Source organism: Streptomyces sp. NPDC000983, from assembly GCF_040299205.1.
In the GTDB taxonomy this organism is placed as follows: Bacteria; Actinomycetota; Actinomycetes; order Streptomycetales; family Streptomycetaceae; genus Streptomyces.
On record NZ_JBEPBM010000025.1, the window covers coordinates 92,142 to 112,409 of the forward strand.

18 protein-coding genes are annotated in these 20,268 nt (G+C 72.3%); 9 read left to right on the forward strand and 9 right to left on the reverse strand.

What is annotated here, in order from left to right:
• Window positions 1-57: 57 nt before the first annotated feature.
• The 3 genes from ABT296_RS26200 to ABT296_RS26210 are packed head-to-tail and all read right to left on the reverse strand — an operon-like array spanning window position 58 to window position 3,606.
• On the reverse strand, window positions 58-1,062 hold the full coding sequence (locus ABT296_RS26200; RefSeq protein ID WP_351931084.1) for an ABC transporter permease: 1,005 nt from the start codon (window positions 1,060-1,062) through the stop codon (window positions 58-60).
• On the reverse strand, window positions 1,055-2,092 hold the full coding sequence (locus ABT296_RS26205) for an ABC transporter permease (RefSeq protein ID WP_351931085.1): 1,038 nt from the start codon (window positions 2,090-2,092) through the stop codon (window positions 1,055-1,057). The genes ABT296_RS26200 and ABT296_RS26205 overlap by 8 nt, the downstream gene beginning before the upstream one ends.
• Complete coding sequence (locus tag ABT296_RS26210; protein ID WP_351931086.1) at window positions 2,089-3,606, reverse strand: sugar ABC transporter ATP-binding protein; 1,518 nt, start codon at window positions 3,604-3,606, stop codon at window positions 2,089-2,091. Before ABT296_RS26210 ends, ABT296_RS26205 begins: the two co-directional genes overlap by 4 nt.
• 271 nt (window positions 3,607-3,877) lie before the next feature.
• On the opposite strand from ABT296_RS26210, the gene rhaI reads away from it, so the two are divergent.
• The 6 genes from rhaI (at window position 3,878) to ABT296_RS26240 (ending at window position 11,644) form a co-directional block, all read left to right on the forward strand.
• A complete protein-coding gene (gene rhaI / locus ABT296_RS26215; protein ID WP_351931087.1) occupies window positions 3,878-5,038 on the forward strand; it encodes an L-rhamnose isomerase in 1,161 nt (386 codons plus the stop codon).
• A 129-nt stretch (window positions 5,039-5,167) separates the two neighbouring features.
• Window positions 5,168-7,207 carry a bifunctional aldolase/short-chain dehydrogenase gene (locus ABT296_RS26220; RefSeq protein ID WP_351931088.1) on the forward strand — a complete coding sequence of 680 codons (2,040 nt, stop codon included), beginning with the start codon at window positions 5,168-5,170 and terminating at the stop codon, window positions 7,205-7,207.
• 8 nt (window positions 7,208-7,215) lie between these two features.
• On the forward strand, window positions 7,216-8,655 hold the full coding sequence (locus ABT296_RS26225; RefSeq protein ID WP_351931108.1) for a rhamnulokinase: 1,440 nt from the start codon (window positions 7,216-7,218) through the stop codon (window positions 8,653-8,655).
• Window positions 8,656-8,757: 102 nt separating this feature from the next.
• A complete protein-coding gene (locus ABT296_RS26230; RefSeq protein WP_351931089.1) occupies window positions 8,758-9,513 on the forward strand; it encodes a (Fe-S)-binding protein in 756 nt (251 codons plus the stop codon).
• A complete protein-coding gene (locus ABT296_RS26235; protein ID WP_351931090.1) occupies window positions 9,510-10,988 on the forward strand; it encodes a LutB/LldF family L-lactate oxidation iron-sulfur protein in 1,479 nt (492 codons plus the stop codon). The genes ABT296_RS26230 and ABT296_RS26235 overlap by 4 nt, the downstream gene beginning before the upstream one ends.
• A complete protein-coding gene (locus ABT296_RS26240) occupies window positions 10,985-11,644 on the forward strand; it encodes a LutC/YkgG family protein (protein ID WP_351931091.1) in 660 nt (219 codons plus the stop codon). The genes ABT296_RS26235 and ABT296_RS26240 overlap by 4 nt, the downstream gene beginning before the upstream one ends.
• 97 nt (window positions 11,645-11,741) lie before the next feature.
• Here the strand turns inward: ABT296_RS26240 and ABT296_RS26245 are convergent, their stop codons facing one another.
• Both ABT296_RS26245 and ABT296_RS26250 read right to left on the reverse strand, forming a co-directional pair.
• The gene (locus tag ABT296_RS26245) at window positions 11,742-12,671 is read right to left on the reverse strand and encodes a hypothetical protein (protein WP_351931092.1); all 930 of its coding nucleotides are present in this window, start codon (window positions 12,669-12,671) and stop codon (window positions 11,742-11,744) included.
• A 293-nt stretch (window positions 12,672-12,964) separates the two neighbouring features.
• On the reverse strand, window positions 12,965-13,531 hold the full coding sequence (locus ABT296_RS26250; protein ID WP_351931093.1) for a TetR/AcrR family transcriptional regulator: 567 nt from the start codon (window positions 13,529-13,531) through the stop codon (window positions 12,965-12,967).
• A 182-nt stretch (window positions 13,532-13,713) separates the two neighbouring features.
• Between ABT296_RS26250 and ABT296_RS26255 the strand changes: the two genes are divergently transcribed.
• Both ABT296_RS26255 and ABT296_RS26260 read left to right on the forward strand, forming a co-directional pair.
• Complete coding sequence (locus tag ABT296_RS26255) at window positions 13,714-14,571, forward strand: AAA family ATPase (protein ID WP_351931094.1); 858 nt, start codon at window positions 13,714-13,716, stop codon at window positions 14,569-14,571.
• The gene (locus tag ABT296_RS26260) at window positions 14,568-15,926 is read left to right on the forward strand and encodes a vWA domain-containing protein (protein ID WP_351931095.1); all 1,359 of its coding nucleotides are present in this window, start codon (window positions 14,568-14,570) and stop codon (window positions 15,924-15,926) included. The genes ABT296_RS26255 and ABT296_RS26260 overlap by 4 nt, the downstream gene beginning before the upstream one ends.
• On the opposite strand, the gene ABT296_RS26265 is transcribed toward ABT296_RS26260, so the two are convergent.
• Complete coding sequence (locus tag ABT296_RS26265; RefSeq protein ID WP_351931096.1) at window positions 15,927-16,628, reverse strand: SDR family oxidoreductase; 702 nt, start codon at window positions 16,626-16,628, stop codon at window positions 15,927-15,929.
• 199 nt (window positions 16,629-16,827) lie between these two features.
• On the opposite strand from ABT296_RS26265, the gene ABT296_RS26270 reads away from it, so the two are divergent.
• Window positions 16,828-17,808, forward strand: coding sequence for an NAD(P)-dependent alcohol dehydrogenase (locus tag ABT296_RS26270; RefSeq protein WP_351931097.1), 981 nt, complete (start codon window positions 16,828-16,830; stop codon window positions 17,806-17,808).
• Between the two features lie 14 nt (window positions 17,809-17,822).
• Here ABT296_RS26270 and ABT296_RS26275 read toward each other — a convergent pair whose 3' ends face one another.
• The 3 genes from ABT296_RS26275 to ABT296_RS26285 all read right to left on the reverse strand — a co-directional run bounded on the left by ABT296_RS26275 (window position 17,823) and on the right by ABT296_RS26285 (window position 20,052).
• Window positions 17,823-18,185 (reverse strand): cupin domain-containing protein, encoded by a 363-nt coding sequence (locus ABT296_RS26275; RefSeq protein WP_351931098.1) that lies wholly within the window; start codon window positions 18,183-18,185, stop codon window positions 17,823-17,825.
• A 197-nt stretch (window positions 18,186-18,382) separates the two neighbouring features.
• Window positions 18,383-19,360, reverse strand: a complete 978-nt coding sequence (locus tag ABT296_RS26280) for a pyridoxal-phosphate dependent enzyme (protein WP_351931099.1) — start codon at window positions 19,358-19,360, stop codon at window positions 18,383-18,385.
• The gene (locus ABT296_RS26285; protein WP_351931100.1) at window positions 19,357-20,052 is read right to left on the reverse strand and encodes a helix-turn-helix transcriptional regulator; all 696 of its coding nucleotides are present in this window, start codon (window positions 20,050-20,052) and stop codon (window positions 19,357-19,359) included. Before ABT296_RS26285 ends, ABT296_RS26280 begins: the two co-directional genes overlap by 4 nt.
• Between the last annotated feature and the right edge of the window lie 216 nt (window positions 20,053-20,268).

Below are 20,268 nucleotides of genomic sequence, written 5' to 3' on the forward strand. Positions count from 1 at the left end.
GTCGGCTCTTCCTTACGGAGGGTGGGTGAGCGGAGCGGTGACGGGGTGGGCCGGACGCTAGGGGGCGGCCTTGGGCGTCGGCACGGGGGCGGCGGCTCTTCGGCCGGCCCGTGCGACGGCGATCTGGCGGGCGACCCGGGGTCCGAGGACGGACAGCACGAGGAGCACGCCGGTGACGAGGATCTGCGACTGGGCGGAGACGTCCTGAAGGCTCATCACGTTCTGCAGGACGCCGAGGAGGAAGACACCGGCGACGGCGCCGCCGAGTGTGCCCCTGCCGCCGTCGAAGTCGATGCCGCCGAGCAGGACGGCGGCGATGACCGACAGTTCGAGTCCGGTGGCGTTGTCGTAGCGGGCGCTGGCGTAGTGCAGGGCCCAGAAGACGCCGGTGAGGGAGGCCATCAGGCCGGTCACCACGAAGAGGACCAGCTTGTGGCGCCTGACCCGGACCCCGGTGAACCGGGCGGCCTCCTCGTTGGCGCCGATCGCGAAGAGCGACCGTCCGAAGGGCGTGGCGTGCAGGACGAGGACGGCGGCCGTGAGCAGGACCAGGAAGGGCAGGAAGGCGGAGGGGACGAAGGTGTCGCCGATCCGGCCGGAGGCGAACTCCAGGTACGGGCCGGGGAAGTCGGTGACCGCGTCGGAGCCGAGCACGATCTGCGCGATGCCCCGGTAGGCGGCGAGCGTGCCGATGGTGACGGCGAGGGACGGCAGCCCGAGCCTCGTCACGAGCAGACCGTTGATCAGCCCGCAGACCACGCCGAGCAGCAGGCAGATCGGGATGATCGCCTCGATGGTCAGGCCCTGGTTCCACAGGGCACCCATCACGGCGCCGGAGAGCCCGGCGGTGGAGGCCACCGAGAGGTCGATCTCGCCGGAGACCACGAGGAGGGTCATCGGCAGGGCGATCAGGGCGATCGGCAGGGTGTTCCCGATCAGGAACGACAGGTTGAGCGCGTTGCCGAAGCCGTCGACCGTGCCGAAGGAGAGCAGCAGGACGACGATCAGGAGGGCGCCGACCACCGTGTCCCAGCGGATCGCGCGCACGAAGGACTCAGGCATGGCGGGCGTTCCTCTTCTTCAGGGCCGAGGCCACGCGCAGCGCGACGACCCGGTCGACCGCGATGGCGAGGATGAGCAGCACGCCGTTGATGGCGAGCACCCAGACGGAGCTGACACCGAGGGCGGGCAGCACGCTGTTGATGGAGGTCAGCAGCATCGCGCCGAGGGCCGCGCCGTAGACGCTTCCGGAGCCGCCGGTGAAGACGACGCCGCCGACCACGACCGCGCTGACGACGGTGAGTTCGTAGCCGTTGCCGGTCCCGGAGTCGACGTTGCCGAACCGGGCCAGGTACAGGGCTCCGGCCAGTCCGGCGAGGGCGCCGCAGAAGGTGTAGGCGGCCAGGATGCGCTTGCGGACCGGGATGCCGGCCAGCCGGGCGGCCTCCGGGTTGGAGCCGAGCGCGTACAGTTCGCGCCCGCTGCGGTACTGCTTGAGGTAGTACGCGGTGGCCACCAGCACGGCCAGCGCGATCAGCGCCAGCCACGGCACCGCCCAGACACCGCCGGAGCCGAAGTCGACGAAGCCGTCCGGGAGGTCGGCCGCGGTGATCTGCCGGGAGCCGACCCAGATGGAGTCGATGCCGCGGATGATGTAGAGCGTGCCGAGGGTGACGACGAGCGCGGGCACCTGGCCGAGGCTGACGAGCAGTCCGTTGAGCAGACCGAAGGCGACGCCCATCAGCACGGCCAGCGCCACGGCGACGACGCCGTTGCCGCCGCCCTGGAGGTAGACACCGGCGGCGAAGGCGCTGATGCCGAGGGTCGAGCCGACCGACAGGTCGACGTTGCGGGTGATGACGACCAGCGACTGGCCGACCGCGACCAGCACCAGGATGGTCGCGTTGAGCAGCAGGTCCTTGATGCCCTGCTCGGTCAGGAACTCGCTGTTCCCGGCCTGGGTGACGGCGATCATGACCAGGAGGACGGCCAGGATGGCCAGTTCGCGCATCTTGAAGACGCGGTCGACCAGCCGGGTCGCCGCCGCCTCGGGCACCTTCGTGGAGACGGGCTGGGGGGAGGTGACCGTCATGCGGCGGCCCTCCCCGTGGCTGCGGCCATCACGGTTTCCTCGGTGGCTTCGGAGCGGGGGATCTCGGCGGCGAGGCGGCCCTCGTGCATCACCAGCACGCGGTCGGCCATGCCGAGGATCTCGGGCAGGTCGGAGGAGATCATCAGGACGGCCACTCCGTCGGCGGCCAGTTCGGACAGCAGCCGGTGCACCTCGGCCTTGGTGCCGACGTCGATGCCTCGGGTGGGCTCGTCGACGATCAGCACCTTGGGGCCGGTGGCCAGCCACTTGGCGAGGACGACCTTCTGCTGGTTGCCGCCGGACAGGGTGGAGACCGCGTCGGCGATCCGGGCGTACTTGACCTGGAGCTTGACCGCCCAGTCGAGGGAGCGGCTGCGTTCCGCGCCGCGGTCCATCAGTCCGGCCCTCACCGTCGTCCGCAGGCCGGTCAGACCGATGTTGCGCTCGATGGACATGTCCATCACCAGGCCCTGGGCACGGCGGTCCTCCGGCACCAGCGCCAGACCGGCGGCCATGGCGGTGGAGGGAGCCCCGTTGAGCAGGGCCCTGCCGTCCACATGGACCTCGCCCGCGTCCCAGCGGTCGATGCCGAAGACCGCGCGGGCGACCTCGGTGCGGCCGGCGCCGACGAGTCCGGCCAGGCCCACGATCTCGCCGCGCCGGACCTCGAAGGAGACGTCGGTGAAGACGCCCTCCCGGGTCAGCCGGCGCACGCCGAGCGCGACCTCGCCGGGCTCGACGTCCTGCTTGGGGTACAGCTCCTCCAGGTCGCGGCCGACCATCCGGCGGACCAGGTCGTCCTCGGTCATGCCGGCCAGCGGCTCGCTGGCGATCCAGGCGCCGTCGCGCAGGGTGGTGACCCGTCGGCAGATCTCGAAGATCTCCTCCAGGCGGTGGGAGATGAACAGGACGGCGGCGCCCTGCTCCCGGAGGGTGCGCACGACGCCGAAGAGCCGGGCGACCTCGCTGCCGGTGAGGGCGGCGGTCGGCTCGTCCATGATCAGGACGCGGGCGTCGAAGGAGAGCGCCTTGGCGATCTCGACGATCTGCTGGTCGGCGATGGACAGTCCGCGCGCCGGGCGGTCGGGGTCGAGTTCGACCCCGAGCCGCCGCATCAGGTCCGCGGTGGCCGCCTGGACGGCCCTGTGGTCGATGCGGCCGAACGCCCGGCGGGGCTGGCGGCCCATGAAGATGTTCTCGGCGATCGACAGGTCCGGGAAGAGCGTCGGCTCCTGGTAGATCACGGCGATGCCGGCGTCCCGGGCGTCGCCGGGGCCGTGGAAGGTCACGGGCTCACCGTCGAGCAGCACCTGGCCGGCATCCGGCCGGTGCACTCCGGCGAGCGTCTTGATGAGGGTGGACTTGCCCGCGCCGTTCTCTCCGGCGAGGGCGTGCACCTCCCCGGCGGACAGCTCCAGGGAGACGTCCCGCAGGGCGCGGACCGCGCCGAAGGACTTGGAGACGTCCTTGAGCGCCAGGACCGGGGCCGGACCCGTGGTGGACGGGTGGGTCATGGGGGCTCCTCGACGACGTCGGCGGGACGGCCCTCCCGACGTCGTGAAAGGTTTCAACTTGGTTGCCGGGACGTTAGGCACCCCACGCATGTCACGTCAATGGGTCCGTATCGAAAAAGTTTCGACGGGGAAGGTCACAACGGAGCCACAGGCAACAGCCTCGACCCTGGGGGTTGACACCCCTGCTCAGGGCTCATAACTTCCGGTGTTGAATCGTTTCACAGCGATCGTTTTCTGAAGACTCTCCGAACCGATGTCACAGGAGCCCGAAGTGACCGACCTCGCCGCGGTGAAGGCCGCGCTCAGGACCCAGGCCGTCGAGACGCCGTCATGGGCGTACGGGAACTCGGGAACCCGGTTCAAGGTGTTCGCCCAGCCGGGGGTGCCCCGCACCCCGTTCGAGAAGCTGGAGGACGCCGCCCAGGTCCACGCGTTCACGGGAGTGGCCCCGACGGTGGCGCTGCACATCCCGTGGGACAAGGTCGAGGACTACGCGGCGCTCGCCAAGTTCGCCGAGGAACGGGGCGTACGCCTGGGCGCGATCAACTCCAACACCTTCCAGGACGACGACTACAGGCTCGGCAGCGTCTGCCACCCCGACGCCGAGGTGCGGCGCAAGGCCGTCGCCCATCTGCTGGAGTGCGTGGACATCATGGACGCGACCGGCTCGGCGGATCTGAAGCTGTGGTTCGCCGACGGCACGAACTATCCCGGGCAGGACGACATCCGCGGCCGCCAGGACCGGCTGGCCGAGGCGCTGGCCGAGGTGTACGAGCGGCTCGGCGACGGGCAGCGGATGCTGCTGGAGTACAAGTTCTTCGAGCCCGCCTTCTACACGACCGACGTCCCGGACTGGGGCACGGCCTACGCCCACTGCCTGAAGCTCGGCCCGAAGGCGCAGGTCGTCGTCGACACCGGGCACCACGCGCCGGGCACCAACATCGAGTTCATCGTCGCCACGCTGCTGCGCGAGGGGAAGCTCGGCGCCTTCGACTTCAACTCGCGCTTCTACGCCGACGACGACCTGATGGTCGGTGCGGCGGACCCCTTCCAGCTCTTCCGGATCATGTACGAGGTGGTGCGCGGCGGCGGGTACTCGCCCGAGGTCGCGTTCATGCTCGACCAGTGCCACAACATCGAGGCCAAGATCCCGGCGATCATCCGTTCGGTGATGAACGTCCAGGAGGCCACCGCGAAGGCGCTGCTCGTGGACCGTGCCGCGCTGGCCTCGGCGCAGGCCGCCGGTGACGTGCTCGGGGCGAACGCCGTGGTCATGGACGCGTACAACACGGATGTGCGGCCGTTGCTGCGGGAGCTGCGGGAGGAGATGGGGCTGGACCCCGATCCGCTGGGGGCGTACTCCCGGTCCGGGTGGGCCGAGCGGATTGTCGCCGAGCGGGTTGGCGGGGAGCAGGCGGGGTGGGGGGCGTGAGGGTTCGGTACGTCGCGGGGTGCGGGTTCGTCGTGGCGTGTCGCGCCCACGCGGCGTGGCCGCACATCGATACGGCCCCGCGCCCCCAGGTGAGTCCGCTCGTCCTCTTCTGATCAGTAAGGAATCTTCATGAGCACCCACCCCGAAGCAGCCGCTCTGCTCGCTCGGTCCCGTCGGCTCGGTTCCGATCCTCGTAACACCAACTACGCCGGCGGCAACACGTCCGCGAAGGGCACCGAGACCGATCCCGTCACCGGCGGTGACGTGGAGCTGATGTGGGTCAAGGGCTCCGGCGGCGACCTGGGCACCCTGACCGAGGCCGGGCTGGCCGTGCTGCGGCTGGACCGGATGCGGGCGCTCGTCGACGTCTATCCGGGTGTCGAGCGCGAGGACGAGATGGTCGCCGCCTTCGACTACTGCCTGCACGGCAAGGGCGGTGCCGCGCCCTCCATCGACACCGCCATGCACGGACTCGTCGAGGCCGCCCACGTCGACCACCTCCACCCCGACTCCGGGATCGCCCTGGCCTGCGCCGCCGACGGTGAGAAGCTCACCGCCGAGTGCTTCGGCGACACCGTGGTGTGGGTGCCCTGGCGGCGGCCCGGCTTCCAGCTGGGGCTGGACATCGCGGCCGTGAAGAAGGCCAACCCGCAGGCCGTCGGCTGTGTGCTCGGCGGTCACGGCATCACCGCCTGGGGCGACACCTCCGAGGAGTGCGAGCGCAACTCCCTGCACATCATCCGCACCGCCGAGGCGTTCCTCGCGGAGAAGGGCGCCGCCGAGCCCTTCGGCGCCGTCGTCGCGGGCTACGAGGCCCTCGACGGCAGCGAGCGGCGCAAGCGGGCCGCGGCCCTCGCGCCGTACGTCCGTGCCCTCGCCTCCCAGGACCGGGCCCAGGTCGGCCACTTCACCGACTCCGACGTCGTCCTCGACTTCCTCGCCCGCGCCGAGCACCCCCGGCTCGCCGCGCTCGGCACCTCCTGCCCGGACCACTTCCTGCGCACCAAGGTCCGCCCGCTGGTCCTGGACCTGCCGCCCACCGCGCCCGTCGAGGACGCGGTCGCACGGCTGCGGGAGCTGCACGCCGCGTACCGCGAGGAGTACGCCGCCTACTACCACCGCCACGCCGAGCCCGACTCCCCCGCCATGCGCGGCGCCGACCCGGCGATCGTGCTCATCCCCGGCGTGGGCATGTTCTCCTTCGGCAAGGACAAGCAGACCGCGCGGGTCGCCGGCGAGTTCTACGTCAACGCGATCAACGTGATGCGCGGCGCCGAGGCGGTGTCGACGTACGCGCCGATCGAGGAGTCGGAGAAGTTCCGCATCGAGTACTGGGCGCTGGAGGAGGCCAAGCTCCAGCGCATGCCGAGGCCCAAGCCCCTGGCCACGCGCGTCGCGCTGGTGACCGGCGCGGGCAGCGGCATCGGCAGGGCCATCGCGCACCGGCTGGTCGCCGAGGGCGCGTGTGTCGTCGTCGCCGACCTCAACGGTGACAACGCCGCCGCAGTCGCCGAGGAGCTGGGCGGGCCGGACAGGGCCGTCGCCGTCACCGTCGACGTGACCTCCGAGGAGCAGATCGCCGAGGCGTTCGAGGCGGCCGCGCTGGCCTTCGGCGGTGTCGACCTCGTGGTGAACAACGCCGGCATCTCCATCTCCAAGCCACTGCTGGAGACCTCCGCCAAGGACTGGGACCTCCAGCACGACATCATGGCCCGCGGCTCCTTCCTGGTGTCCCGGGAGGCCGCGCGGATGATGATCGCGCAGGGCCTGGGCGGCGACGTCGTCTACATCGCCTCCAAGAACGCCGTCTTCGCCGGCCCGAACAACATCGCCTACTCCGCCACCAAGGCCGACCAGGCGCACCAGGTGCGCCTCCTCGCCGCCGAGCTGGGCGAGCACGGCATCCGGGTCAACGGCGTCAACCCCGACGGGGTGGTGCGCGGCTCCGGGATCTTCGCCGCAGGCTGGGGCGCCCAGCGCGCCGCGACGTACGGCATCGAGGAGGACAAGCTCGGCGAGTTCTACGCCCAGCGGACCATCCTCAAGCGCGAGGTGCTGCCCGAGCACGTCGCGAACGCCGTGTTCGCGCTCACCGGCGGCGACCTCACCCACACCACCGGGCTGCACGTCCCCGTCGACGCCGGCGTCGCGGCCGCCTTCCTTCGGTGAGCGGCTCCGTGAAGGCGTACGCCGCGGTCGACCTCGGCGCGTCCAGCGGACGTGTCATGGTCGGCCGCGTCGGGCCGGACAGCCTGGAGCTGACCGAGGCGCACCGGTTCGCCAACCGGCCGGTGCGCACCCCGGAGGGGCTCCGCTGGGACGTCCTCGCCCTCTACGCCGGGGTCCTCGACGGACTGCGCGCGGGCGGGCGGGTGGACTCCGTCGGCATCGACAGCTGGGCCGTGGACTACGGGCTGCTGGACGCCGACGGCGCCCTGCTCGGCAACCCCGTGCACTACCGCGACGCCCGTACGGAGGGTGTCGCGGAGAAGGTGTGGGCCACTGTGCCCGCGGAGGAGCTGTACGCGGCCACGGGCCTGCAGTACGCGCCGTTCAACACCCTGTACCAGCTGACGGCGGCCCGGTCCTCCCGGCAGTTCGCCCAGGCCGAGCGGCTGCTGCTCATCCCCGACCTGCTGACGTACTGGCTCACCGGTGAGCAGGGCACCGAACTCACCAACGCCTCGACGACGCAGCTGATCGACCCGCGCACCCGCGACTGGTCGCACGATCTGGCGGCGCGGCTCGGTATCGGTCTGGAGCTGTTCGCGCCGCTGCGCCGGCCGGGCGACCCGGCGGGTCTGCTGCGGCCCGAGGTGCTGGAGGAGACCGGGCTCGGCGGGCCGGTGCCGGTGACCGCGGTCGGTTCGCACGACACCGCCTCCGCGGTGGCCGCCGTGCCGGCCCGGGACGGCGAGCGGTTCGCCTACATCTGCACCGGCACCTGGTCGCTGGCCGGCCTGGAGCTGGACGCGCCGGTGCTGACGGAGGAGAGCCGGGCCGCCAACTTCACCAACGAGCTGGGGCTGGACGGCACGGTCCGCTACCTGCGCAACATCATGGGCCTGTGGCTGCTCCAGGAGTGCCTGCGCGCCTGGGGCGAGCCGGATCTGGGCGGGCTGCTGCTCCGGGCGGCCAAGGTTCCGGCGCTGCGGTCGGTGGTGGACGCGGGCGACTCCGCGTTCCTCGCGCCGGGCCGGATGCCGGAGCGGATCGCCGAGGCCTGCCGGGCCTCGGGGCAGCCGGTGCCCCAGTCGCCCGCCGAGATCACCCGGTGCATCCTCGACTCCCTGGCGCTGGCCCACCGCGAGGCCGTCGCGGACGCCGTACGGCTCGCGGACCGGCCGGTGGACGTGGTGTACGTCGTCGGGGGCGGCACCCGCAACGCGCTGCTGTGCCAGCTCACCGCCGACGCCTGCGGGCTGCCCGTGGTGACCGGCCCGACGGAGGCCGCCGCCCTCGGCAACGTGCTGGTCCAGGCCCGGTCGCACGACCTGGTCCGGGACCTCGCGGAGGGGCGCCGGCTGCTCACCCGCACCCAGCCGTCGACGCGCTACGAGCCGCGGGGCGACACCGCCCGGTGGCGGGAGGCCGCGGCCCGGCTCGCCGGGGCCTGAAAGCAAGCCGACCCCCGGCACGCCGGGGCCCGTTCGAGGCCCCGGCGGGACCGGGGCCCCGCACTACTCTGCACTCATCCGATGATCGACAAAGGAGCCGCGATGCGAGTCGCTCTGTTCCTCACCTGTGTCAACGACACGCTCTATCCGGACACCGGGCGCGCCGTGGTGAAGCTGCTGACCAGGCTGGGTGTCGAGGTCGACTTCCCGATGGCGCAGACCTGCTGCGGGCAGGCGCACTACAACACCGGCTACCGGCACGGCGCGGAGCCGCTGGCCCGGCGCTTCTGCGAGGTCTTCGCGGAGTACGAGGCGATCGTCACGCCCTCCGGGTCGTGCGGGGCGATGGTGCGGGAGCTGTATCCGAGGATGGGTGAGCGGGCCCGGGCGGAGGGCCGCGGCGACTCGCTCGCGGCGACCCTCGCGCCGGTGGTGCCCAAGACGTACGAACTGACGGAGTTCCTGGTGGACGTGCTGGGCGTGACGGACGTCGGCGCCTACTACCCGCACCGGGTGACCTACCACCCCGCCTGTCACGGGCTGCGCGGACTGGGGTTGCTGGACCGGCCCGAGCGGCTGCTGCGCGCGGTGAAGGGGATCGACCTGGTCGAACTGCCGGGCGCCGACGAGTGCTGCGGCTTCGGCGGCACGTTCGCCGTGAAGAACTCCGACGTCTCCGCGGCGATGGGCGCCGACAAGGTGCGCAACGCCGAGTCGACGGGCGCCGAGGTGCTGTGCTCGGCCGACAACTCCTGTCTGATGCACATCGGCGGGACGATGGCCCGGCTCTCCACCGGGATGCGGCCCGTGCACATCGCGGAGATCCTGGCGAGCACGGAGGAGGAACCGGCCGCATGAGCGGAACGTACCTGGGGATGCCGGCCTTCCCGGCGGCCGCCGCCGAGGCGGTGAACGACCCGACCCTGCGCGGCAATCTGCGCCACGCCACCCACACCATCCGCGGCAAGCGGGCCAAGGCGGTGGCGGAGCTGTCGGACTGGGACGAGCTGCGGGACGCGGGAGCCCGCATCAAGGACCACACACTCCGTCATCTGGACCGCTATCTGGTGCAGTTGGAGGAGTCGGTGACCGCGGCGGGCGGTGTCGTGCACTGGGCCGCGGACGCCGACGAGGCCAACCGGATCGTCGCGGACCTGGTGAAGGCGACCGGGGAGAGCGAGGTCGTCAAGGTCAAGTCGATGGCCACGCAGGAGATCGGCCTCAACGAGGCCCTGGAGGCGGAGGGCATCGGCGCCTACGAGACCGATCTCGCCGAGCTGATCGTGCAGTTGGGCAAGGACCGGCCCTCGCACATCCTGGTCCCCGCCATCCACCGCAACCGGGGCGAGATCCGGGACATCTTCGCCCGGGAGATGGGCGAGTGGGGCCGCCCGGCGCCCGACGGTCTCACCGACACGCCCGCCGAACTCGCCGAGGCCGCGCGGCTGCACCTGCGGGAGAAGTTCCTGCGCGCCAAGGTCGGCGTCTCCGGCGCCAACTTCATGGTCGCCGAGACCGGCACCCTGGTGGTGGTGGAGTCCGAGGGCAACGGCCGGATGTGCCTGACCCTGCCCGAGACGCTGATCTCGGTGGTCGGCATCGAGAAGGTCGTGCCGACCTGGCGCGACCTGGAGGTCTACCTCCAGACCCTGCCGCGCTCCTCCACCGCCGAGCGGATGAACCCGTACACCAGCATGTGGACGGGTACGACGGACGGCGACGGCCCCGGGGAGTTCCATCTGGTCCTCCTCGACAACGGCCGCACCGACACCCTCGCCGACGAGGTCGGCCGCCAGGCGCTGCGCTGCATCCGCTGCTCGGCCTGCCTCAATGTCTGCCCGGTGTACGAGCGCGCGGGCGGGCACGCGTACGGCTCGGTCTACCCGGGCCCGATCGGCGCCATCCTCAGTCCTCAACTGCGGGGCACGGCAAGCGAGGTCGACGCCTCCCTGCCGTTCGCGTCCTCGCTGTGCGGCGCCTGCTACGAGGTGTGTCCCGTAGCCATCGACATCCCCGAGGTGCTGGTGCATCTGCGGGAACGGGTCGTCCAGGGCGGGGAGGCCGTCCGGGGCGGCAACAAGGTGGTGCTGAAGCCGGCGAAGGGGCACGCCGCCGAGCGGGCGGCGCTGCGGGCGGCGGGCTGGGCGTTCTCCAGCCCGGCCGCGCTGGCCACCGGGCAGCGGCTCGCCTCGCGCACCCGGCGGCTGCACCCGCGCAGGCTGCCCGGGCCCGGCAAGGCGTGGAGCGGCACGCGGGAGCTGCCCGCAGTACCTCCCGAGCCGTTCCGGGACTGGTGGAAGCGCACGCACGGCGGAAAGGACACGGCCAAGTGAGCAGCAGGGAAAGGGTCCTGGGCCGGGTACGCCGGGCCCTGGCCGACGTGACCCCGGACGAGCGGCCGTACGAGGAGGCGGTGGCGCGGGACTATCTGCGCGAGCACGGGTCGCTCGGGGTCGAGCGGACGGTGGATCTGCTGGCGGAGAACCTGGCGGAGTACCGGGCGATCGTGCACCGCACGGACGAGGTCGAACTGCGCAGCCTGATCGGGGGGTTGCTGGCCGCGCGGGGGGCGCGGCAGGTGCTCGTGCCGCCGGGACTCCCGCCGGAGTGGATGCCGGCCGCCGGTCCCACGCGGGTGCACGACAGGGCGGTGAGCACCGCGCGCGAGCTGGACGAGGTCGACAGCGTCGTCACCGGCTGCGCCCTAGCGATCGCCGAGACCGGCACCATCGTCCTCGACGGCTCCCCCGACCAGGGGCGCCGCCGGATCACGCTGGTGCCCGATCACCACATCTGCGTGGTCCGGGTCCCCGAGCAGGTCGTCGCGTCGGTCCCGCAGGCGCTGGAGCGCCTCGATCCGCTCCGTCCGCAGACCTGGATCTCGGGCCCTTCGGCGACGAGTGACATCGAGCTGGACCGCGTGGAGGGGGTCCACGGTCCGCGCACCCTGGAGGTGGTGTTGGTCGGCTCACCGGCGGACGAGGCGTAGCGGCGGGGTCCGCCGTTCGCCGGGCCCGGAGTGCGGCCGGGCGCGCGGCCGTTGGCGTGTGGCCGTGATCCGGTTCGAACGGGTCGCGGGGCGCGGCTCAGGCGCTCTTGGGCCTGCGGGTCGCCTCGCGGCCCAGGATGCCGAAGGCCCACCGCTCGTTGAAGCCGGCGACGAAGCCGATCGCGCACCAGAAGCCCCAGAAGTCGGTGCCCTTGGCCGCCGACCCCGGGTTCTGGGCGGACGGGCAGATCTCGGCGGCGGTGGCCGGTACCGCGAAGACCGGGACCAGACCCCCGCTGAGCAGGAAGTACACCGCGAGCGCGAGGATCCAGCCGACGACCACCCGGTACACGCCCTCGTGCCGCATGCTGCGGGCCATCTGGCCGGGCACGATCAGCCCTTCCCTGGAACTGTTCTGACGTTTCGTCAGCTGCTCCGCGTTGCCCCGCAGCCGCACCAGGACACTGAGCACCGCGCCGAACGCGCCGACCCCGCCGCACACGAACGCACCCAGCAGATGCCAGCGGTTGGTGCAGTTGAGGGTGACGCCGAGCGCCTGGAGCAGGCCCACGCCCCACAGCAGCGGAACCACCAGCAGCACCAGACTCGCGGCGCAGCCCAGGGTGAGGCCGACGTTGAGGCCGCGGCTGACGGCGATCGCGCTGTCCTGGGCGAGCCGTCCGCGCAGGTCGGCGATCTCCTCGTCGAGGTACTCGGCCAGATGGTCGTCGGGTTTGACGTCGCCGAGCCGTGGATCGGCGAGCGCGTTGCCGAGGACGCGCTGCACGGTGACGCGTGCCGAGATCCGGGTGTTGTGCTCGAAGGCCCGCTGCGAGGCTCCGTACAGGAGCTGCATCTGAAGCTGCTGTTCGGGATAGAGGTCGCCGAACTTCGCGTAGACCGGGCCGAGTCCGGCCGGCACCAGGTCGGTCAGCCCCTCCGGGCGCAGTTCTGTCTCCGCCCCCTCGACCGATTCCCGCATGCCCTGCCACCACGTGCGGTGGCGTCCCCCGTCGACCGTCGTCATGAGGTACCTGTATCGCCGTCGGCGACGGCCCGGAAGGCGGCGCGCCGCACCGGTGCCGTGACGGTTGTCACGGGTGTGTCACTTCCGCAGGCCCTTGTCCTCCAGGTGGGTCCGAGCCATGCCGGAGGCCAACCGCCTTCTGCTGTCGGCCTGTTGGGTCAGGGCCGCGAGGCAGCCGTCGGGAGGCGCGGTCATCGCTCCAGTGCACCGGGCGCGCGGCGCGGCCCGTCGTGGTGACCCGTCCGGGGTGCCGCCGGTGCCGGCCGGAGGCGGCCGCCGCGGGCGGCCGGAGGTCACTTCGTACCGGCGGCGTCCAGCAGCGCGGTGACGGTGACCGTGAGGAGGCCGTCCAGCGTCTCGATGCAGGCCCCGGCGCGGGCGCTCGCCCCGTCGAAGACCAGCATCAGCTGGCGGGCGAGCAGCTCCGGGTCGTGCGCGCCGCCCTGTTCGGCCTGGGCGCGGAGGTACTCCCGCAGGCGGTCCTTCACCGTGCGGGCGACGGTGCTCGCGGGGTGTGCGGGGTCCTTCAGCTCGACCAGCGCGGCCAGGAAGGCGCAGCCGAGGTAGCCGGGCTCGGCGGATGCGCCCTCCAGCCGTTCGAAGAGGCCGAGGATCCGCTCACGGGGCGTGCCGGCCTCCTCGGGCGCGGGCACCAGCCGTGCCTCGTACGCCGGGATCCGCCGCTCCAGGCTCGCCGCCAGCACCTCGTCCTTGCCGGCGAAGAGCTGGTACATGGAGCGCTTGGAGACGCCGGCGGACCGGCACAGCGCCTCGACGCCGACGGAGACGCCGTCGCGGTAGAACAACTCGGCGGCCGAATCGAGGAGCCGGTCCCTGGTGGACGCCTTGTCTGTGGCCATACGGCGAGGTTACCGCGGAGTCGACATCAATGGAAACCGATCGGTATCCCCCTCGTCCCAGGTCGGACCGGGGCGTGACACGAGCGCTGAACAAGCGCTTAGATAGTGCCGTGGCCCCGCCCTCGGGGCCGCCCGCATCCCCGTCCTCGGGGCCCGCACCGCCGCCGACCTGGAGGCTTTCGTTGTTCACATCCGTCGACGACGTCTCCGCGCGCCTGAGCGAGACCGGCTATCTCGCCTCGCCCGCGGTCGCCACGACCGTCTTCCTCGCCGACCGGCTGGGCAAGCCGCTGCTGGTGGAGGGCCCTGCCGGGGTCGGCAAGACGGAGCTGGCCAAGGCCGTCGCCCAGGTCGCCGGCGCCCGGCTCGTCCGCCTCCAGTGCTACGAGGGCGTGGACGAGTCGCGCGCCCTGTACGAGTGGAACCACGCCAAGCAGTTGCTACGCATCAGCGCGGGCCGCGACGAGTCCTGGGACGAGACCCGCACCGACATCTTCAGCGAGGAGTTCCTGCTCCCCCGCCCGCTGCTCACGGCGATCCGCGGCGACGAGCCAAAGGTGCTGCTGATCGACGAGACCGACAAGGCGGACGTGGAGGTGGAGGGCCTGCTGCTGGAGGTGCTCAGCGACTTCCAGGTCACGGTGCCCGAACTCGGTACGGTCACCGCGACCCGCCGCCCCTTCGTCGTCCTGACCTCCAACGCCAGCCGTGAGCTCTCCGAGGCACTGCGCCGCCGCTGCCTCTTCCTGCACATCGGCTTCCCCGACGAGGAGTTGGAGCGGCGGATCGTACGGCTGAAGGTGCCGGGGCTGGACGAGGCGCTGACCCGGTCGGTGGTGCGCGTGGTGGGTGCGCTGCGGGCGATGGACCTGCGCAAGCTGCCGTCGGTCGCGGAGACGATCGACTGGGCGCGCACCCTGCTCGCCCTGGGCGCGGACACCCTGGACGAGTCCGTCGTACGGGACAGCCTCGGCGTTCTGCTGAAGCACCGGGACGACATCCTCAAGGCCGCGGCCAAACTCGATCTGGACGCCCTGTGACCACGCCCGCCGGGGTCACCGAGCGGCTGACCTCGCTGGTCGCGGCCCTGCGCGCGCACGGTGTCCGGATCGGCACGGGGGAGACGGTGGACGCGGCCGAGGCCGTGGCGGCGCTGGGCCTCGCGGACCGGGAGCGGCTGCGGGAGGGCCTGGCGGCGACCCTGCTGCACGGCACCGCCCAGCGGACGGTGTTCGACCCGGTCTTCGACCTGTACTTCCCGCGCGGTGTCGGCGCGCCCGAGCGCGCGTCGGCGGACCGGGAGGAACTGCGCGACCGGCTGGCCGCCGCGCTCGCCGCCGACGACCGTACGCTGATGGGGCGGTTGGCGATGGAGGCCGTCGACGGGTTCGGCGGCTACGGCTCCTCGCCCGCCTCCGACGGCTGGTCGTCGTACCAGGCGCTGGACCGGCTGCGCCCGCAGACCCTGCTGGCCCGGGTCCGGGACGACGTCCGCGCCCGGGGCGGCAGCCAGGGGTTCACGGACCGGCTGCTGGAGGACGAGATCCGGCGGCGCATCGAGGCGTTCCGCGCCCTGGTGGCGGTGGAGGCGCGGCGCCGGGTGGCGGAGCGGCGCGATCGGGACGAGATCGCCCGGCGCGCGGTGGCCCCGACCGCGGACCGGGTCGACTTCCTCTTCGCGGGCAAGGCCCAACTCGCCGAGCTGCGCCGGGCGGTCCAGCCCCTCGCCCGCAAGCTCGCCACGCGCCTGGCGGCCCGCAGGCGCCGGGCCTCGCGGGGCTCGATCGATCTGCGGCGCACCCTGCGCGGTTCGCTGTCGACGGGTGGGGTGCCGATGCGGCCGGTGCTGCGCCGGCGGCGGCCCGCCCGCCCCGAACTGGTGCTGCTGTGCGATGTGTCGGGCTCGGTCTCCGGCTTCTCCGACTTCACCATGCTGCTGGTCCAGGCCCTGCACGACCAGTTCAGCAAGGTGAGGGTGTTCGCCTTCGTCAACCGCGTCGACGAGGTGACCGCCCTGCTCTCGCACGGCACCGCCGACGCCGAGGGCCTCGGCGCCCGCATCCGGGCCGAGGCCACCCTCACCGGCTGGCACGGCAGCAGCGACTACGGCATGGCCCTCGGCGAGTTCGCCGAGCGGTACGGCGCCGCGGTCGGCCCGCGCACCACGGTGTTCGTGCTCGGCGACGCGCGCACCAACATGGCCGACCCGAACCTGCCCGCGCTCCGGCGGATCGCCGCCGCGGCGCGGCGGGTGTACTGGCTCAACCCCGAGGGGACGGCGAGCTGGGGCACCGGCGATTCGGCGGCGCCCGAGTACGCCGGGCTGGTGGAGATGCACGAGTGCCGCAACACCCGGCAGCTCAGCGGCCTGGTGGCCCGGCTGCTACCGGTGTGATCAGGCCGCCAGCTGCGGGTAGAGCGCCCCGAGGTCCGCGGCCAGTCCGGCCTTGACCCGGCGGCTGATGTCGTCGGCGAGCACCTCGTAGGCGCCGGCCTCGATGCCGTCGAGGGCCTGGGCCGCGACGCTCTCCGCGGTGGACTTCGGGGCGTCGACGCCCGTGGTCATGTCGGTGTCGACGTAGCCGACGTGCAGACCGGTCACCTCGATGCCGCGCGGCTTGAGGTCGAGGCGCAGCGAGTTGGTCTGGGACCACAGGGCGGCCTTGGAGGCGCTGTAGGACCCGGCGAGCCCGACCCACGACAGCACGGAGTGGACGTTGAGGAGGTGCCCGCCGCCGTTGCGTTCGATGACGGGGACGAAGGCGCGGGTGACCAGGAGCGGGCCGTAGAAGTTGGTCTCGAACTCGCGGCGCACGTCGTCGACGGAGGACTCCAGGAAGTTGGCGTTCACGCTCGCGCCCGCGTTGTTGATCAGCAGGGTGACGTCCTGCGCCCGCTCGGCGGCGGCCGCGACGGAGGCGGGGTCGCCGACCTCCAGGGCCAGCGGCACGGCGTCCGGGTGGGTGACCGTCCGCGGGTCGCGGGCGGTGGCGTACACCTTCTTCGCGCCCCGCTCGTACAGGGCGGTGACCAGGGCGCGGCCGATCCCTCGGCTGCCCCCGGTGACCAGGGCTGTGGATCCTTCGATGGCGGTCATGGTGACTCTCCCGTTTCGGCACGGCAAGGACGGACGCCGAGACCCGGAAACCGATCGGTTTACAAGCTCGTACGACGAGAGTAAACCGATCGGTTTCCCAGGGCAAGGCAGGGTGGCTTCCCGCAGAAACCTCAGGGTCCGTCCCTGATGACCCGACGTGTCCGGCTGCCTACGCTCGAAGGAGGCGAAGGGGGAGGTCATGAAGGCAGTGGTGCAGGACAGGTACGGCTCGGCCGACGTGCTGGAGTTCGGTGAGATCGACCGGCCGGTCCCGGGCCCCGGCGAGGTGCTGGTGCGGGTGCACGCGGCCTCGGTCAACGCCTACGACTGGCACTTCATGCACGGCGACCCGAAGCTGGCGCGCGGGATGATGGGGCTGCGCGCGCCCCGGGCCCGGGTCAGGGGGCGGGACTTCGCGGGCGTCGTGGAACAGGTGGGCGCGGGGATCACCGACCTCGGGGCCGGCGACGAGGTGTTCGGCGAGGCGGACGGCGCCTTCGCCGAGTACGTGTGCGCGCCGGGCGGCTCGGTGGGCCCCAAGCCGTCCAACCTCACCTTCGAGCAGGCCGCGGCGATCCCCCTCGCGGGGAACACCGCGCTGATCGGGATACGGGACGTCGCGGCGGTGCGCGAGGGGCAGACCCTCCTGGTCAACGGCGCCTCGGGCGGCGTCGGCACCTTCGCCGTGCAGCTCGGCAAGGCGTACGGGGCGGAGGTGACCGCGGTGTGCAGCGCGCGCAACGCCGACATGGCCCGCTCGCTCGGCGCGGACCATGTCCTCGACTACGCCCGCGAGGACTTCACCCGCGCCGGCAAGCGCTACGACGCGGTGCTGGACCTGGTCGGCAACCACTCACTGGCGGCGTTCCGGCGCGCGGTCACCCCGAACGGCCGCCTCGTGCTGTCCGGCGGCGGGGTCTACGAAGGCGGCAGCCTGGTCGGCCCGATGGGGCTGTTCGTGCGGCGGCGGCTGGCGGCGCCCTTCGCGCGTCAGCGGCTGCTCGAACTCCCCGCGCACCAGAGCAAGGAGAACCTGGCGGCCCTCAAGGAGCTCGCCGAGTCCGGGCGCCTGGCTCCGGTGGTGGAGCGGACGTACCCCCTGAGCGAGGCGGCCGAGGCCATCCGCTATCTGGAGGTGGAGCACGCGCGCGCGAAGGTCGTCATCACCGTCCGAGGGTGACGGCGCCTGGGCGTTCAGTCCTTGGCCTTGGCGTACTCCGTGGCCATCGTGCCCGCGAAGTCGTACACGACCACCTGTTCGTCGCCCACGACCCAGGCGTCGTGCCCGGGCGGGATGACGAAGACGTCGCCCGGTCCGACCTCGGCCTCGCCGCCGTCGTCCATCCGGACGTGCATCCTGCCCTGGACGACATAGCCGTTGTGGTGGACCTCGCAGCTCTCGGTCCCGGCGATCGGCGCCACGGACTCGGACCAGCGCCAACCCGGTTCGAACGTCCCTACGGCGAAATCGAGTCCGGTCAGGTGGACGGCCTCCAGATGCCCTCGTGGGAAATCGCGCCGCTCGTCCGGCTTTTCGAGCATCTTCACTTCGATCATCACGGCTCCCCTTCCGGCCGAGTTCGGTACCGAGGGGTCCGCACTCCGTCTCCGGGCCACCGCCGGGCGGCCGCGCCACGGCCGGACCCCACTTTCCATCGTCCGCCTGTCCCCACACCACCGCCATACGGACCAGGGCCTCGGGGCGAGGGCGCCGGCCGGCGCCCCGGGGCCACCGGCGGCGCCGGGCCCCCGTGTCAGCCGACGTCCCCGCACAGCCGGGCGAACCGTTCGGCGTCGATGTTTCCGCCCGAGAGGATCACACCGACCCGGTGCGGCAGCACGCCGGCCCGACCGGAGAGAAGGGCGGCGAGAGGTGTGGCGCCGCTCGGCTCGACGACGATCTTCAGGCGCTCGAAGGCGAAGCGCATCGCGTCCCGGATCTCGTCGTCGGTGACCAGGGCGACGGCGTCGACGAGGTGCCGGTTGACGGAGAAGGTGAGTTCGCCGGGGGTGTGCAGGGCCTGGCCGTCGGCGATGGTCCTGGGCACCGGGATCTCGACGCGCCGACCCGCCTCCAGGGACCGCTTGGTGTCGTCCCCCGCCTCGGGCTCGACCCCGATCAGCCGCAGGCCGGGGTGGAGGCCCTTCGCCGCCGTACCGCTGCCGGCGATGAGCCCGCCGCCGCCGACCGGGACGATCAGCGCGTCCAGTGCGCCGGTCTCTTCGAGGAGTTCCAGTGCCGCCGTGCCCTGCCCTGCCATGACGTGGGGGTGCTCGTAGGGCGGGATGAGGGCGAGGCCCCGCTCGGCGGCGAGGGCCTCGGCGATGGCGACCCGGTCCCCGGTGTAGCGGTCGTAGGTGACGATCTCGGCGCCGTACGCCTCGGTCGCCTGGCGTTTGGAGGGCGGGGCGTCCTCGGGCATGACGATCACGGCGGTGGTGCCGAGTTCCCGGGCGGCCAGGGCTACGGCCTGGGCGTGGTTTCCGGAGGAGTAGGCGGCGATGCCGCGGGCGAGCTGCTCCGGCGCCAGCCGGGAGGCGGCGTTGTAGGCGCCGCGGAACTTGAAGGCGCCGACCCGCTGGAAGTTCTCGCACTTGAGGTGGACCTCGGCGCCGACGAGGTCGTCGAGGGTGCGCGAGCGCAGGACCGGGGTGCGGTGGGCGACTTTCTTGAGGCGCTCGGCCGCGTCGCGGATGTCGTCGAGGGTGATGGGGGGCGGGGTGGTCGTCACGCGTCTCCTCCGGGGGAGTCGGGAGTCGGGCCGGTCGTGGCGCGCGCCTGGGAGAGGTAGCTGTAGGCGGTGGCGCGGGAGATGCCGAGCCGGGCGGCGACGTGTTCGACGGCGCGCCGTACGGCGAACACGCCCCGTACGTCCAGTCCGCGGAACAGTTCGAGGCGCCGGTCGCGGTCCAGCTCCGCCCAGCCGCGGTTCTGGCGGAGCTGGTGGGCGTCGAGGATGGCGTCGACGACGGAGTCGATGTCGTTGCCGAAGGTGGTGACCGGGGCCTCGGCGGGGTCCCGGCCGACGCCGGCCAGGGCGCCGAGCAGAGCGTGGGCCTCGTTGACGGCGGTGACGTCCAGGTTGACGCAGAGGGCGCCGAAGACCTCGCCGGTGGAGTCCCGCAGGAGGAGCGTGGACGCCTTCACCAGCGCCCCCGTGCCGGTCCGGGTGACGTAGTTCAGCTCGTCCTCGGCGTCCGGGCCGCGGGCGACCATGCGCAGGCCGATCTCGCTCATCGCCCCGCCGACGGACCGCCCGGTCACGGTGCCGGCGACCGCCACGACGGACCGCTCCGGACGCCGATAGTCGTGCAGGACGACCTCGCACAGCGGCCCGAAGGTCGCCACGAGCCCGTCCACGACCGGCGTCAGCGCGGCGATGACCGCGTCCCGCTCGGAGTCCAGGGCCACCTCGGCCGCCATCACAAGCTCCCGACCGTCGAGCACACCAACACGGCCAGACTACATGTCCAGCCGATGGACGAACAGTCCAATCCCGTTCGTCGAGCGCCGACGAAGCGCGGAAAACGCTTTCCGACACCGGGATGTTACCGGTAACATCCCCATCACCACCGAGTCATCGAGCCGCCCAACCGCCCCTCCCCGCAAGCTCGCAGACCTCCCCTCCCCGGCCGCCCC

Bases quoted from the DNA above. Each gene is read 5' to 3' on its own strand.
- ABT296_RS26245 (WP_351931092.1), bottom strand. From the start codon at position 12,671: ATGACGACGGTCGACGGGGGACGCCACCGCACGTGGTGGCAGGGCATG.
- ABT296_RS26235 (WP_351931090.1), top strand. From the start codon at position 9,510: ATGAGCGGAACGTACCTGGGGATGCCGGCCTTCCCGGCGGCCGCCGCC.
- ABT296_RS26210 (WP_351931086.1), bottom strand. From the start codon at position 3,606: ATGACCCACCCGTCCACCACGGGTCCGGCCCCGGTCCTGGCGCTCAAG.
- ABT296_RS26285 (WP_351931100.1), bottom strand. From the start codon at position 20,052: ATGGCGGCCGAGGTGGCCCTGGACTCCGAGCGGGACGCGGTCATCGCC.
- ABT296_RS26270 (WP_351931097.1), top strand. From the start codon at position 16,828: ATGAAGGCAGTGGTGCAGGACAGGTACGGCTCGGCCGACGTGCTGGAG.
- ABT296_RS26230 (WP_351931089.1), top strand. From the start codon at position 8,758: ATGCGAGTCGCTCTGTTCCTCACCTGTGTCAACGACACGCTCTATCCG.
- ABT296_RS26250 (WP_351931093.1), bottom strand. From the start codon at position 13,531: ATGGCCACAGACAAGGCGTCCACCAGGGACCGGCTCCTCGATTCGGCC.
- ABT296_RS26200 (WP_351931084.1), bottom strand. From the start codon at position 1,062: ATGCCTGAGTCCTTCGTGCGCGCGATCCGCTGGGACACGGTGGTCGGC.
- ABT296_RS26220 (WP_351931088.1), top strand. From the start codon at position 5,168: ATGAGCACCCACCCCGAAGCAGCCGCTCTGCTCGCTCGGTCCCGTCGG.
- ABT296_RS26205 (WP_351931085.1), bottom strand. From the start codon at position 2,092: ATGACGGTCACCTCCCCCCAGCCCGTCTCCACGAAGGTGCCCGAGGCG.
- ABT296_RS26275 (WP_351931098.1), bottom strand. From the start codon at position 18,185: ATGATCGAAGTGAAGATGCTCGAAAAGCCGGACGAGCGGCGCGATTTC.
- ABT296_RS26265 (WP_351931096.1), bottom strand. From the start codon at position 16,628: ATGACCGCCATCGAAGGATCCACAGCCCTGGTCACCGGGGGCAGCCGA.